Here is a 13,346-nt window from a genome sequence, read left to right as displayed (position 1 = left end):
TGATATACTGAATTTCCATGGTTTTTCAAATAATCTTTGCGAAGAAAACCATACTTGCTGCTCATTAACTGTAATTAATTCTTCTGTTTTTTATTTTGTTACAGTTACCGTTACCGTAAATTTCTTTTTACCGGATTTCACTGTGATCTTAGCTTTTCCAGCCTTCTTTGCTGTGATCACGCCTTTGCCGCTTACTGCTACGATCTTCTTGTTGGAAGTGCTGTAAGTAAACTTCTGTTTGGATGTGATCGGTGTGCGTACCGGCTTTAATGTAAGCTTTTTGCCCTTCTTAAGAGTTACCTTGGACTTTAAGCCGCTGATCTTGCTGGTGGTTACTGTGCTCTTCTGCACCTTAACGGTGATATTCTTTTTCAGGCCGCTGGCAAGTGTAATAGTCAATGTTGCCTTTCCAGTCTTCTTTCCTGCTGTAATAACACCCTTACTGGATACAGTGAAGATCTTTGTGTTACCTGACTTCCAGGATTTTACAGAATCTCCCTTTGCCAGTCCGCTGACCTTCAGGGCACTTGTCTTCTGTTTTACCTTCAGTGGAAGTGTAGTTGCATTTACTTTGATGGTTGCCTTCAGCTTCGCGCCGTTGTCTCTCGTTTCTTCCTGCTTGCAAACGCTGCAGGTACGTGCTTCTTTCTCCGGGGCAAATACAGTTGCATCAGATACTTTCTCCCAATTTCCAAACTGATGACCTGTTGCAGGAATGGTTTCTGTTTTTGTCTCTCCGCATTCACATGTAAATATGCGGACACCAGCAATTGTACAGGTTGCATCTTTTATCACTGTGCCACTTCCCCAGCTGTGCTGATGATCTGCTGACGTGTTTTCCTTTGTATAATTATCAGTATAATGGAAAATAATTTCATCCCCATCTGATAATTTGTAATCACATGCTCCTACATCTGCATCTTTTCCATTTACACTGTATAGCCAGCCAGACTTTTTACCATTGGTAAATTCGCCAAGCTTTACACCATTACTGTTTGTTACGGATGAAATATAAGTGCCTTCATATCTCTTTTCGCAGGTCATTCCTGCTGCTGCCAGCGCTGCGTCAATGGCTTCCATAGCTGTAGAAGCTTTTGCCACACGGTATTCAGCCTGTGCAGCCCAGACAGTCAGATTATTTCTGGACAATACATGGATCTGTCCATCTTCATCACTGTTATGTACTTCATCACCCAGAACAGATACCATAACGCTTACATATTCACCTTTTACTGCCCAATAAGTTGTCTTTCCACTGCGATATGCATCAAGAGCCTGTAATACCTGCACAGTAGACATTTCCTGTGATTTTCCAACATTCATATTATGAGAAAATCCACCATCTGCCTGCTGATATTTCATCAGGTTAGTGATCAGGTTAAAATCAGGTGTACCAAATCCGCCTTCTACAGAAGTTGGATCAATGCCAAGACAGGTAAGGGCAAGCAGTACCTGTGCTGTAGATTCTGCAGTGCCATATCCAAAGTCATCTCTCTGCTGATCCTGGAGATATACCAGAGCCTTATCAACCGCTTCTTTTACACCTACACGGTTCTGATATGGTGCCAGGGCCTGTAATACCATAGCCGTCATATCTACGCTGGCTGATTCATTTTCTGTTAATCCAAATCCGCCATTTGCATTCTGGAATTTCAGCAACTCTGCGATCATGGCTGACCTTGACCATTTTGCAGCAGATGGAATGGTGATATTTGCAGCATCCAGTGCAAGCAGCGCATATGCAAGCTCGTTGGATCCGTCTGTCAGATTCCCAGAATTGTAAATCATGGCAGCCAGATTAACGCCATCTACATCTGTAATGTCTTTTCCAAGTCTGGCAAGTGCCAGGGCAGTACGCTCAATATCCGTTGGTTTCTTTGTTTCGTCCCAGTTCGTTACTTCTGTAGCAACAGACGTATAATATGCATTTTTTACTTCTTCGCTCAGTTCCTTATTGCCCTGAAGCATAGCATAGATCAGCCATTCATTACCATACGCGTAGCCCTTGTCATTATGGCTGCTCTCAATGTAATCCAGTGCATTGTCTGCACCTTCATTTGCTTTTGCAATTACATCAACTCCGGTTCCGCTTCCTTTTGTTACTGTAATGGTGATGGTAACTGGCTCCACATTGTTTTTGTTGTCAATCGGTGTTCCGGTTGCCGTTACAGTACCTTCTGACAGGCCCATTACCTGATATTCTGCAACAGGAAGGTAAGAACCGTAATCCGGATCACTTACATTGTAATTTCCATTCTTCTTCCAGTATCCGCTTCCGGTTCTGACTACCTGAGCAATACCTTTCTTGCTGTAAGTCCATTTCAGTGCAGGCTCTGTAACATCATATCCCTGCTCATCCAGTTCTCCTGTCACTACCGGTTTGAATGTGTCACTGTTCTTTCCTGCTTCTACAGTGATCTCTTTGTCTGCCTCTGCAAGCTCCACAGATTTTACATTATTCTTATATACAAATGTTACAGTACTGTCACCGGAAACCGTCTTTGTTTCTCCGGTCAGGGGATTTGTATCCTCAATCGTTGCGGTAAAGGTTACGGTTCCTGCCTGCTTTGGCACATATCCCTTTTCCCCGCTGGTGTAGTACGCAATAGTTCCTTCCGGATCGTCACTGGTAATGGTTACTTTATCTGCATTTGTAGCATTCGCAGGTGTGACGATCGCTGATCCAAGGATCGGGTTAAATGCCACTCTTCCGTCCGTCTCCTGTCCGTCACTGTTGGCATTTCTGGTATGGATTTCTTTTGTTCCTGAAATTGCAGGTGTAACTGACTCTACCGGAACATAGGCAGATGTTACAATTATAGTCTTCTTCATTTCAGGCTGATTTTTGGCTGTTACTGTAAAGGTTGCTGTTCCAGGATTTTTAAAAGCAAATCCGCTGGAGCTGTTCACACGGTTACTGAGTAATTTTGTGCCCTCTTCATCAGCTGTATAGGTAAAAGATGCATAAGATACATCCTGATAAGCACCATTTTCCTGATACTGTGCTTTTACAACAATTCTCTTATACTCTGACCCCTGTACGGTAAATGATCCGTCTGTTACATCTTCGCCGTCAATATACAGCTTGATATCTGTCAGCTTCTGTCTGGAAGAACGGACTGCTACAGAAGCCAGAAGCTCACTGCTTCCGTCACTGTTATTCTGAGTGGCGGTCACAACTGCTACTCCTGTTCCGCTGACACAGAATAATCCCTCATCATAAACAGCAAAAGCACTTTCCGGTTTTCTCTGGGAGAATCCCCATGACACACTGCTTCCCTTGGGTGCTGTATAGTCCTGTAAAGAAAAGGTTCCTGCCACATTCGCCATACCCACTGCATCTGGTGATACTTCCAGGCGTCCATCCTCTAATGTAACGGCCTCTGTTCCGTTATAAGCCTGAAATGCGATAGGATACTTGTTTTCTCCTGTTTCCGGCCATTTAAAGCTTCCTGGTGTGTAAGACTGGTTCTCTCCAAAATATGGATATCCATCACTTCCCTGACCCCAGGAAGTTCCGTTGTCACCTTTATTGGCATTTAATTTTTCAACCAGATCCAGAGTTTTCATGTCCTCCTCAGACATGGCACCTGAACCGCTGCCTAAAGTATCTACCCAGTAGCAGTTCTTAATCACTGCCGCCCCGGTCTGGTTGCTGCTGCTGTTGCAAAGTGCACCCTTTCCGTTATCACCGATTGCAATACAGTTTGCGATCACGCCTGCACAGTCCTGTGAAGCAGTGGCTCCCATATAAGCTCCGGTTTTTCCAATAAAGCCAGCCACATTGCTTCCACTGATGTCACTTCGGCAGTTCAGGATTGAAGCCCCGTAAGCAGTCTTACCAAAGGGTCCTGTAACCTCAGTGCCGGTCATTGTTCCTGTTACGTTCACATTCTGCACGATTGCACCTGCCGTCAGGGAAGCAAAGACAGCTCCGGCCTGTTCAAATGTAATGGTATGGCCCTTACCATCCAGTACACCTGCAAAAGCCTCATAATTCATGTAATCAGAAACAGCCATATAACCGCTGTCAATGGTAATGTCCTGTGTTAAAACAAAATATTTTCCTTTTGCATTGGCCATCTTTGCAAAATCTGCCTGAGATGCAATCGGTGTTGCATTTTCCGGAATGGATACCGGCTTTACAATTGTCTCTTTTTTCAGCCCTGCGATAGCCTTTGTAATCTTATCTGCAGCACTGTTGATCTCTTCCTGAGAGGCTTCTGTCTGTTCTTTTAATGCATTCCCTTCTGCCACCGCATCTTCCAGTGCCTTCCAGGTATCTGCTTTATACTCTTCTTTATTTAAGACTCCTGCCTGTTCCAGTGCACTGTCAAGGGCTGCCCAGCTTACCTCTGCCACTCCCTCTTTCAGAACCGGATAGCTGCCCTCTGCATATGCAAACACATAACCGGTTCCTGCAATTGCTGTATTAAGAAGAGCAACAATCCCTTCACTCTTCATTTCTGCATCCGTCTTGCTGGCACAATTTGTCTGCTGTAATTCTGGTTTATTTATTCCAAACGCATCCAAAGAATTTATAAAATAACAGTTGCTGACCTTGGATTCTGCTGAATTGTTATAGGATGCAATACCATGCACCATCATATAAGAATCTCCACTGCCTGCAAAGTAACAGTTCTGTATGGTTCCTCCGGTCATTTTTCCTACCAGTCCGCCTACCTCAGACATGAAACCATCATCCTTAATACCTACAACAGAATAGCTGTTACGTAATGTTCCGGTAAGAGTATCTGCGATTACTCCTTTATGATCCTCAGATACAGTAACACTTCCCTTTACTCCCAGGTTCTGGATCGTTCCGGATACATTCACTGCCAGTGCACTGCCTGACAGTGTGATGGTATGCCCCTGTCCATCCAGGGTTCCTGCCAGATTCTTGATCTGCTGGCCATTTGATAAAGTAATATCCTTCTCCAGTTTATATGTATCGCCTGCCAGGATCTCTGTTGGGAATTCAGAAGCATCTGCATCCTGTACCATGGTTTCCCCATCATACAGATCTGTCTGGGCATCCTCTGTTCCGTCCTGGAACAGTTCCTCATCCTCTGATCCTGCTACTTCCTGTGGCTCATCCACAAACTCATCTGCAGTAACTTCTTCATAGTCTGTTGCTTCCCCTGCAGTATCATCCGCATCTATCACATCCACTACCTGTGCCGGCAGTTCCGATGTGAGAAGCGCTTCTGACTCTGCCAGGGCGATCATCGGCTCGTTAAGGGATAACAAACCGATCATCACAATACTGAGTAACTGCTTTACATACTTTTTGTTCCTCATTCCATTCCTCTCCTTGTTTTTATTCGTTTTTTATTCAGACAAAATCAGATTTCGGTTCCTTATCCACATGGCCTTTGGCTCATTATCCGCAAAAATAAAAACAGGTAACAAGCCTCCCCTTATTTATAGAGGAAACTTCGTTACCTGATAGTCATTCGTCATGCAGAATTGATTTACCTTATTTTACAGATATCCGACCGCCGACTTTACGGCAATGCACCTTCCTGTATCAGAATTTCACTGATTCTCAAAATATCTGTACTTCTCTATTCTATTTTGTCCCACTGGTTTGTGATTATATGGTACATTTTCCAGTCTGTCAAGCCTTTAACATTTTTTTTAATAACCTTTCACAAATTTTTCTATTTTCCTTGCCTTTTCTTCATTTATCCCTTATATTAAAAGTAATTGAATAACTTAAACTAATTACCGGTTTTAAGTTCTGTATACCATGGTATGTCTGATAGCAGGTATACAGCCAAGAGGGAATCAGGTGAGAATCCTGGACAGTCGTGCTGCTGTATACGTGCAGTTACTGCTCATATCCATTGCAGATTTTCTGTGAGAAGGCGAGCCGTGACGTTACTGCGTAAGTCAGAATACCTGCTTAAAGCTCCTGCCATTACCTACACGCAATGGGGATATGGAGAGGTGGTTTTATTTGTGTACCATTCTCTCTAACCTTTCTTCTGCGGCGGTAATCCAGGCATGCCCTATATATCCGGTAAATGTCTATTGATCTATTATGACTTCGTTGCGGAAGAAGCCTTTTTTCATCTTGCAAAGGAGTTTTTTTATGTATTACAGTACAACATCTGCCAATTATCATATCATTACAAGAAACAATGTCTGTCGTTATCTTTCTCAAAACACACGCATTCCGGATCATATTTACGGGATTGCGACAGAAGCTTTTCAAAAAAAAGCCATCATCCGTACTATTCAATTTCCAAAATCACTCCACAGGATCGGTGCCAGAGCCTTTCTTGGATGTAATTCCCTTCAGGAAATCACCTTGCCTGACCAGGTCACACAAATCGGACCAGGTGCATTTTCCAAATGTGATTCTCTTTTGCAGGCCAATATACCAGGATCCCTGGATGATCTTCCACAAGGGCTTTTCCTGGAAAGCCGTAAACTGCACACTGTATATTTTCATCCCGACAGCCAGATCCGGACAATCCGCAAAAACACCTTTTGGGAATGCAAATCATTGTCATCCCTGGTATTACCGGACAGTGTAACCAATATTGATGACCGTGCCTTCTACCGGTGCCGCTCCCTGAAATCCGTATCTTTTCCGGAAAATCTGAAACGGATCGGTGAACAGGCTTTCTATTTCTGCAATTTTACTTCCCTGGAGTTTCCGGATTCCCTGGAAATCCTGGATAACAGTGCTTTTTTCAAATGCAATAACCTGGAATATGTACGTCTTCCCCAGAATGTACGCCACATTGGAAAATGGGTATTCCATGGCTGCAACCGGCTGAAATACCTGGAAATCCGGCATGATCCTGAATTTATAGGAGAATGGATCATAAACCGTTCTTCCACCATCCGATGTTACCGCAATTCCAAAGCAGACCAGTATTGCCGGGAATCCGGCTTCAAAGTAGAATATTTGGATTGATTTTTCTCATATTTATCCACTGATGCAACCCTGAGTGCTTGTGCAAAATCTTCTTGATGAAGTCTGCACGGAACCGGCAAGCCATTAATTACTTTATTACTTGATATTTCCTACAATTTCTCCAACAAATTCATTTTCGCCTTTGATTTCAATTTCAAGTCGAGCTGTTACTCACCACCTGAAAGAGGTGGGAGTCTTCTCGACTGAGATAAACTGCTAATGTTCTCATCATTTTATCCTCGTCGCTCTACTAATAAGTCCAATCCTAAAATATTAATTAGCCGGATTGTTTTTTCAATTTCAGCTGTAGGTTTTCCGCGTTCCAAATCAGAAATAAAAGTAACAGAAAGACCTGTGAAATCAGATAAATATGATTGTGTATAATTTAATTCTTTTCTTCTTTCACGAATCGCTTGACCTAATGACTTTGAGTCTGTAATTTTCATAGTCCATCTCCTTACTATGCCGTACGGCAAAAATACTTGTTTTAAGTATATTATTAGCCGTACGGCTGTGTCAATAAAATTTCTTTAACTTTCTGAAATCAGGATATTTTGAAACTGTACATGAAGTTTCAATATACGACTATTTTTCTCCAATACAAAATCAGGTTTCTTCCTGTTTCCTCTGCTATTACTTCCGTTCTGGCTGCCTTACATACTTCCAGAAGGTGTTCTCCAATGGTGTCCTGTATGATTACCTCCGCATATTGATACACATTTAATTCAACCCATAAAAAAGTACTTCCGATTCCGCAGGAAGTACTTTTTTTATATCATTTTCAGTTCATGTTCTTCATTCATAAGTGCAAACCTGGTTCCCAAAAGTTCTGCCAGCTGCCGGTTATGTGTAATTGTGATCAATGTCTTTCCAGCCTTATGAAAGCTCTGTAAAAACTCTATCAACATGTCCTGGGTCTTTTCATCCAATCCTGCCAAAGGTTCATCCAGAATCAGCACCTCAGGATTCAAAGAAATAATACATGCAAGAGAGACTTTACGTTTTTCTCCCCCACTCAAATGATAAGGCGGTCTTTCTCTTAATTTCTCTATTCCAAATAACTTCAGACAATCTTCTGTGCGCTCATGAACTTCTGCATCTGACAGTCCCATCTGGACTGGTCCAAATGCAATCTCTTCTTCTACACTTCCACAAAATAATTGGGTATCCGCATTTTGAAACACATATCCCATCTGCTGATGAAACCATTTTGCAAACTTTCTGTCCTTCAGTGCTTTCTCTGTAATTGCATGTCCCTTATAAAGATACTCTCCCTCCGAAGGAAAAATGATCCCATTCAACAGCTTGATAAGAGTCGATTTTCCACATCCGTTTGGTCCCTGAACAATTACAGAATCTCCTTTTTCAATATGAAGGTCAATATATCTAAGGGCTTTTTCACTCTCATATGCAAAACACACCTTTTCCAGATCGATCATTTCAATCTCCTCTCAATTTATCCCTGAAATACTCTCGCAGATAATTTCTACTATTCTCTCCACTCACAGTAAATGCCGATCTGCCAGATTCACTTTAAAGTTCTTATCAGCTAAGGTATATATACAAAGCTGCACATCCCACCATTACCAGAATATACATCAGATCGATCAGACTATATTTCTGCTTATGTCTTATTTCATACTCGCCTGTAAATCCCCGACAGCACATAGCTGCATACATTTCTTCTGCCATTTCACTTGATTTAAGAAATGTAACTCCAAGCACACCCGAAAAAGTTCTTGCCTTATCCGGATTTTTGCCGACAGATCTCAAGCAGACTGACCGCAGAATATCCATACATATTTCTCCCAGAACAGAAATATATTTCAATGTTATATCCAAGGTAAAAATGAATATCGTCGGTATTCTAAAGCTTCTCATGCTGCCTGTCAGTTTATTCCACGATGTGCCTGATGACAATATCCCCACCAATGTTACAGATACATATACTCTCGCTGTTATATTGGCCAGAGCTTGTGGATTTCCCATAAATACAGCCGGCAAAAGAAAAAGTATCGAAATCAGAACTGCTCCTACTGTTCCATTTAAGATCTGTCTGATGGCTGCAGCTGAAAAAAAAGCCAGACGAACAGTCACTGCAGCACACATGATCAATACAAACAAATAATTTCGTGCCGAAGCTGTCAGAATTATAAAGAATATCGTATAAAACAATTTAAGAGAAGGAGCAGCAGAAAATCTGCTGTCCTTCCCTTCATTAAATCTTAATTTTGCAAGTACAGACAATACAGATTTCGTGCTTTTGGTAAGAAAGGATTCCCTGCCATTTGCAGGAATGTACTCTTCCTGCCCACACATCCAAGCCGGAATCTTTGTTATCTCTGTTCTCTCATTATCCATTCTTATGCCGCTTTCTTTTTGAAATCAACCTTGTCCTTCATAAGAGAAGAAACGATCTTAAAAAAGATCACCAGAATTGCCGCACCTACAACAGCAGAAAGTATATATCCTGTCCATTCCGGCATACCGGCCATCGAATAATCCGGAAACAAGGCTGAAAGCTCAAATCCACTTTTCATTCCTGATGGTGTATACCCAAGCTTTACACCTCCACTGACAAGCGTTGCCATTTCATCAACACCCCATTCACCCCAGGCGGTACCTGTGGCAAGAAGACCAATCGGTGTCAGTACGATAAGCACTGCGGTCAATACGTACAACGGTTTAAATGAAGTCTTATCCGGAACTGCATCCAATGCGGAAGGAGATACTTTTTCTACAAATGTCAGCACTACTACTGTCAGCACAATCTCTGCCAGTCCAAATAAAGTGATATGTCCGATCATCATCGCCGGTATAGACACACTTAGAGGATATGGACAATAAAGTGCCTGTCCCGCCGCATCTTTAAATAACAAAGGCTGTATTCCAAATTCAACAGCTGCGCAAAAAGCTGCTGCGTTGATCCCCACATAAGACCCGATCGCAGCACTAAGTTTACGCTTTCCTGTCTTTTTCAGAAGCAGTTTATACAAGAAATATCCCAGATAGGGCAGCACAAAAGCCATATTAAAACAATTCGCTCCAAATGCGAGAATCCCTCCATCACCAAAAAGCAGTGCCTGTATCAACAACGCAATAGATACTGATATACATCCTGCTGACGGACTTCCTGTGAGAATTGCAATAAGCGTTCCTCCTACTGCATGCCCTGTAGTACCTCCCGGAAGTGGTACATTAAACATCATTCCAAGGAATGAAAAAGCAGCGCCAATACCAAGAAGCGGCATTTTTGCCTTTGGTATTTCCTTTCTTACTTTGTTAATTGAATACCCCCATGCAGGAACCATGGCTGCTGTCATAACTGCACAGGTTGATGGGCTTAAATAGTTCTCAGGTATATGCATAATATACTTCCTTTCCCTGCTCGACTTGAATTTATTTGGTGCGCGCCTCTTAATCGGCTATATTGTAGCACCACGTTAAAGTGCCAACAACCCACCCCAGGGGATAAGAAAGCATTCCAATCTGTTATATATGCCTGTTATTTTTTCATAGGTGGCAGCTGCTGTCCTTCTCCCCTTCTGTATGAAGGAAGCTCTTAACATCTGTTTCTCCCGGAATCAGGAATATGTCTTCGATTTCCAGTGGATTCAAAGGTTCTGTCCATACTTTCATTCCTTTTTTCCCGTGAGCAGGCCGCCGACTTTACGGAGGGGCTTTTCTGGAAAACCGTAAGCTGCATACTGTATTTTCATCCGGACAGCCACATACAAACCATCCGCAAAACCACATTTTGGGAATGTAAATCCCTAGCATTCCTGATATTACTGTTCTGTGTGTCTACGATTGATGATCATGCCTTCTACCGATGTCGTTCCCTGCAGTTCGTTTCTTTTCCCCAAAATCTTAAACGAATTGGTAGACAGGCCTTCAATTTTTGCGATTTTCCTTCTCCGGATTTGCCGGATTCTCTGGAAATTCAGGAAAGCCGTGCCTTCTTCAAATGTAATAACCTGGAATATGTGCGTCTTCAACAAAAGGCATGGATTTTTCATTTCATCCATGCCTTTTGAATCTTTAATCATCCCAATTATCATTATTAATATACAAAATAATTTACTTTTCCCCAGGACAGTGCAGATTTAATTTCTATTTTTTCAGCAAATACAATCTAGGATTTTTTATAATCGCAGAACCATCTTTTACATAAAAAGAAATATTCTTTCCTTTGGGCGCATACGCACGTACATTCAATGCAGTATTATTTAGATAAAGTGTAACAACTGTTCCGTCTACAACAACTTGTAATAAATATTCTCTATCTGCTTCCAAGAATAATGGTCTGTCAGATCCCTGAGCCATATATCTAAACCATGGTAAATTAGGTGTGCAATTGAAATCCACTTTTCTATTTTTAATTTCAATATTAAATCTATATGCATCTCCAGTTTCTTTTTCTTCAAAAAGATTCACACCAAAAGCATGTGTACCCGCTTTAAAAGAAACTACTGTTTCAAACAAAAATGTTTCTTCATCACATTCTTCAATGATAACTTCATTAATTCCGCTATCTATTTCAATTACTTTTTCTCCAAAATGATTCTTAGATGGCTGCTCTACAAATGCATTATGTACACTATCTGGCATCTTTACTTTCAAGTCACCATTTTCCTCTTGTACAAGCTCATGTACTACTAGTGTTCCTCCCCAAATCCAATTGTTAATATCCATATCTTGATCTTTTGAAGCTACCCAGCCAAACAAATAACGATGTTCACTATCACCACAAGATCTAGCTGCATAATATGCTCTACCATCAAAAGCATCATCATCAGGCATCTGCCATGGTCCGAAAATCGAACGACTTTTCCTGTATATTGTTTTATTATTTTCACTATACTCGGTTGTAAGTAAATACCACCAATCTCCTATACGAAACAAATCTGGCATTTCGTGCATACTAAACATATTTGGTGCCCAAAAATCCCCTTTGAACTCCCAATGTTCTAAATCTTTTGATGTAAAATATACTGTACAGCCTGTTTTAATTTGTTTATGCTTCTGCTTATGTGCTCCTAAAATTAAAATATATTCTTTTGAATCCTCATCCCATGTAACATATGGATCTCTCCAATCATTAGGATCATATCCAATTTGAGGAGGAAGTTTTAATTTATCGGCTGATTTTGTCCAATGCAGCAAATCATCACTAGTTGCATGCATTAATACCTGTGCAGCCTTACCTTCAGCTGCAAAGTCTCGATTATACCCGGTATAAAAAGCATGATATTGTCCTTCGCCTTCAAATACACTTCCTGCAAAAATGAATTGATCTTGTTCTGTATCTTTACCTCGTAGAAGCACCTCACCCTTATCTTCATAATGTACAAAGTCCTCCGTTATCGCCAGCGCCCATCCAAATGGTTCCCCAAATGGCCCTGGATTTCTTGTATCCCGCTGATGATATAAATAGAATTTTCCATCTTTGTAAAATGGCATGCAATCTCCAAATGCATATCCCTCTGGCTGATAATAAATATTCTGCATAATTCTTCTCTCCTTAATTATAATAATTTATCCTTTAACTGCTCCCATAGTCATTCCTTTAACAATTCTTTTTTGAATGAAAAAGGATATTATAATGATTGGCAGACTAAACAAGACTGCCCCAGCTGCCATTGGCCCTAATTGAATATTATATTCTGTTAAAAATTCAGACAATCCAACTGGAACTGTTTTTGTACCAGACATTGTTATTAACAAAGCAAATAAAAAGTCATTCAACCCTGTCAAGAATGTAAAAATAGCAGTTGTTGCCATTCCATTCATAGCTACTGGTACTATTACTCGAAAAAAAGCACTAAGGTTACTACAACCATCTACTAATGCAGCTTCATCCAATTCTCTTGGTATGCCATTAAAAAATCCCATCATCATCCAAATTACAAATGGTACTCCTATACATGCATAAACCAATATTAATGCAATATGTGTATCTCTAAGGCCAATTTTATTAATTACCGAATAAATGGGTACACTAATACAAACAAGTGGTATCATACGTATCATAAGAGTAAGATACATAAAAAAAGATGATAAGCGAGAGCGAAACCTAGAAAGCCCATATGCTGCAAGAGATCCCACAGTTAGACTTATCACCGTGCTGACAAGTGCTGCAATTAAACTGTTTGCTAAATATTTCCCAAACGTCAAATACTCAAACATATCTTTATAATTCTGTATGGAAATAGGATTTGGAAAAAATCGAGGTTGTGTAGATATTACATCCGATGGTTGTTTCAATGAGGTTGATACAGTAAATAAAAAAGGAAATAAAAACATAAACACAAATATCAAACAAATTAAAAACGGAACCAGTCTTTTCAAGCTTTTTTTCGAGACTGTAATTAATTCTGTGTAAATTCTAAAAGAGCTATATATCCTCTTGGAT

The 13,346-nt window shown here is 40.9% G+C and carries 10 protein-coding genes and 1 riboswitch; of the genes, 2 read left to right on the top strand and 8 right to left on the bottom strand.

Going from position 1 to position 13,346, the window contains the following annotated elements:
• Positions 1-90 precede the first annotated feature (90 nt).
• Positions 91-5,301, bottom strand: a complete 5,211-nt coding sequence (locus G5B11_RS03870) for a DUF4430 domain-containing protein (protein WP_173726959.1) — start codon at positions 5,299-5,301, stop codon at positions 91-93.
• 420 nt (positions 5,302-5,721) lie between these two features.
• A riboswitch (cobalamin riboswitch) is annotated at positions 5,722-5,926 on the top strand.
• Between the two features lie 171 nt (positions 5,927-6,097).
• Here G5B11_RS03870 and G5B11_RS03865 point away from each other — a divergent pair.
• Positions 6,098-6,931: a leucine-rich repeat domain-containing protein gene (locus G5B11_RS03865; RefSeq protein WP_173726958.1), complete on the top strand. Its 834-nt coding sequence runs from the start codon at positions 6,098-6,100 to the stop codon at positions 6,929-6,931.
• Positions 6,932-7,164: 233 nt separating this feature from the next.
• Here the strand turns inward: G5B11_RS03865 and G5B11_RS03860 are convergent, their stop codons facing one another.
• The 5 genes from G5B11_RS03860 to G5B11_RS19295 form a co-directional block, all read right to left on the bottom strand.
• Positions 7,165-7,377, bottom strand: a complete 213-nt coding sequence (locus G5B11_RS03860; RefSeq protein ID WP_173726957.1) for a helix-turn-helix domain-containing protein — start codon at positions 7,375-7,377, stop codon at positions 7,165-7,167.
• Positions 7,378-7,701: 324 nt separating this feature from the next.
• A complete protein-coding gene (locus tag G5B11_RS03855; RefSeq protein ID WP_173726956.1) occupies positions 7,702-8,370 on the bottom strand; it encodes an energy-coupling factor ABC transporter ATP-binding protein in 669 nt (222 codons plus the stop codon).
• A 106-nt stretch (positions 8,371-8,476) separates the two neighbouring features.
• The gene (locus tag G5B11_RS03850; protein ID WP_173726955.1) at positions 8,477-9,292 is read right to left on the bottom strand and encodes an energy-coupling factor transporter transmembrane component T family protein; all 816 of its coding nucleotides are present in this window, start codon (positions 9,290-9,292) and stop codon (positions 8,477-8,479) included.
• A gap of 2 nt (positions 9,293-9,294) precedes the next feature.
• Positions 9,295-10,299 (bottom strand): cobalt transporter CbiM, encoded by a 1,005-nt coding sequence (cbiM, locus tag G5B11_RS03845; RefSeq protein ID WP_173726954.1) that lies wholly within the window; start codon positions 10,297-10,299, stop codon positions 9,295-9,297.
• Positions 10,300-10,444: 145 nt separating this feature from the next.
• Positions 10,445-10,570, bottom strand: a complete 126-nt coding sequence (locus G5B11_RS19295; RefSeq protein ID WP_274603230.1) for a hypothetical protein — start codon at positions 10,568-10,570, stop codon at positions 10,445-10,447.
• Here G5B11_RS19295 and G5B11_RS19715 point away from each other — a divergent pair.
• Positions 10,540-10,968, top strand: coding sequence for a leucine-rich repeat domain-containing protein (locus tag G5B11_RS19715; RefSeq protein ID WP_173726953.1), 429 nt, complete (start codon positions 10,540-10,542; stop codon positions 10,966-10,968). The genes G5B11_RS19295 and G5B11_RS19715 overlap by 31 nt on opposite strands.
• A gap of 76 nt (positions 10,969-11,044) precedes the next feature.
• Here the strand turns inward: G5B11_RS19715 and G5B11_RS03835 are convergent, their stop codons facing one another.
• Positions 11,045-12,442 carry a glycosyl hydrolase family 32 gene (locus tag G5B11_RS03835; protein WP_173726952.1) on the bottom strand — a complete coding sequence of 466 codons (1,398 nt, stop codon included), beginning with the start codon at positions 12,440-12,442 and terminating at the stop codon, positions 11,045-11,047.
• A 27-nt stretch (positions 12,443-12,469) separates the two neighbouring features.
• A partial coding sequence (locus G5B11_RS03830; protein WP_207719312.1) for a carbohydrate ABC transporter permease occupies positions 12,470-13,346 on the bottom strand: 877 nt, incomplete at its 5' end.

The organism is Blautia glucerasea, assembly GCF_013304385.1.
Lineage (GTDB): Bacteria > Bacillota > Clostridia > Lachnospirales > Lachnospiraceae > Blautia_A > Blautia_A ammoniilytica.
Note: the sequence above shows the minus strand (reverse complement) of the source record. Positions and strands in the feature narration are given on the sequence as shown.

What these genes read in the sequence shown, in the direction of transcription:
- G5B11_RS03870 (WP_173726959.1), bottom strand. Translation starts at nt 5,301, where the DNA reads ATGAGGAACAAAAAGTATGTAAAGCAGTTACTCAGTATTGTGATGATC.
- G5B11_RS03865 (WP_173726958.1), top strand. Translation starts at nt 6,098, where the DNA reads ATGTATTACAGTACAACATCTGCCAATTATCATATCATTACAAGAAAC.
- G5B11_RS03860 (WP_173726957.1), bottom strand. Translation starts at nt 7,377, where the DNA reads ATGAAAATTACAGACTCAAAGTCATTAGGTCAAGCGATTCGTGAAAGA.
- G5B11_RS03855 (WP_173726956.1), bottom strand. Translation starts at nt 8,370, where the DNA reads ATGATCGATCTGGAAAAGGTGTGTTTTGCATATGAGAGTGAAAAAGCC.
- G5B11_RS03850 (WP_173726955.1), bottom strand. Translation starts at nt 9,292, where the DNA reads ATGGATAATGAGAGAACAGAGATAACAAAGATTCCGGCTTGGATGTGT.
- cbiM (WP_173726954.1), bottom strand. Translation starts at nt 10,299, where the DNA reads ATGCATATACCTGAGAACTATTTAAGCCCATCAACCTGTGCAGTTATG.
- G5B11_RS19295 (WP_274603230.1), bottom strand. Translation starts at nt 10,570, where the DNA reads ATGAAAGTATGGACAGAACCTTTGAATCCACTGGAAATCGAAGACATA.
- G5B11_RS03835 (WP_173726952.1), bottom strand. Translation starts at nt 12,442, where the DNA reads ATGCAGAATATTTATTATCAGCCAGAGGGATATGCATTTGGAGATTGC.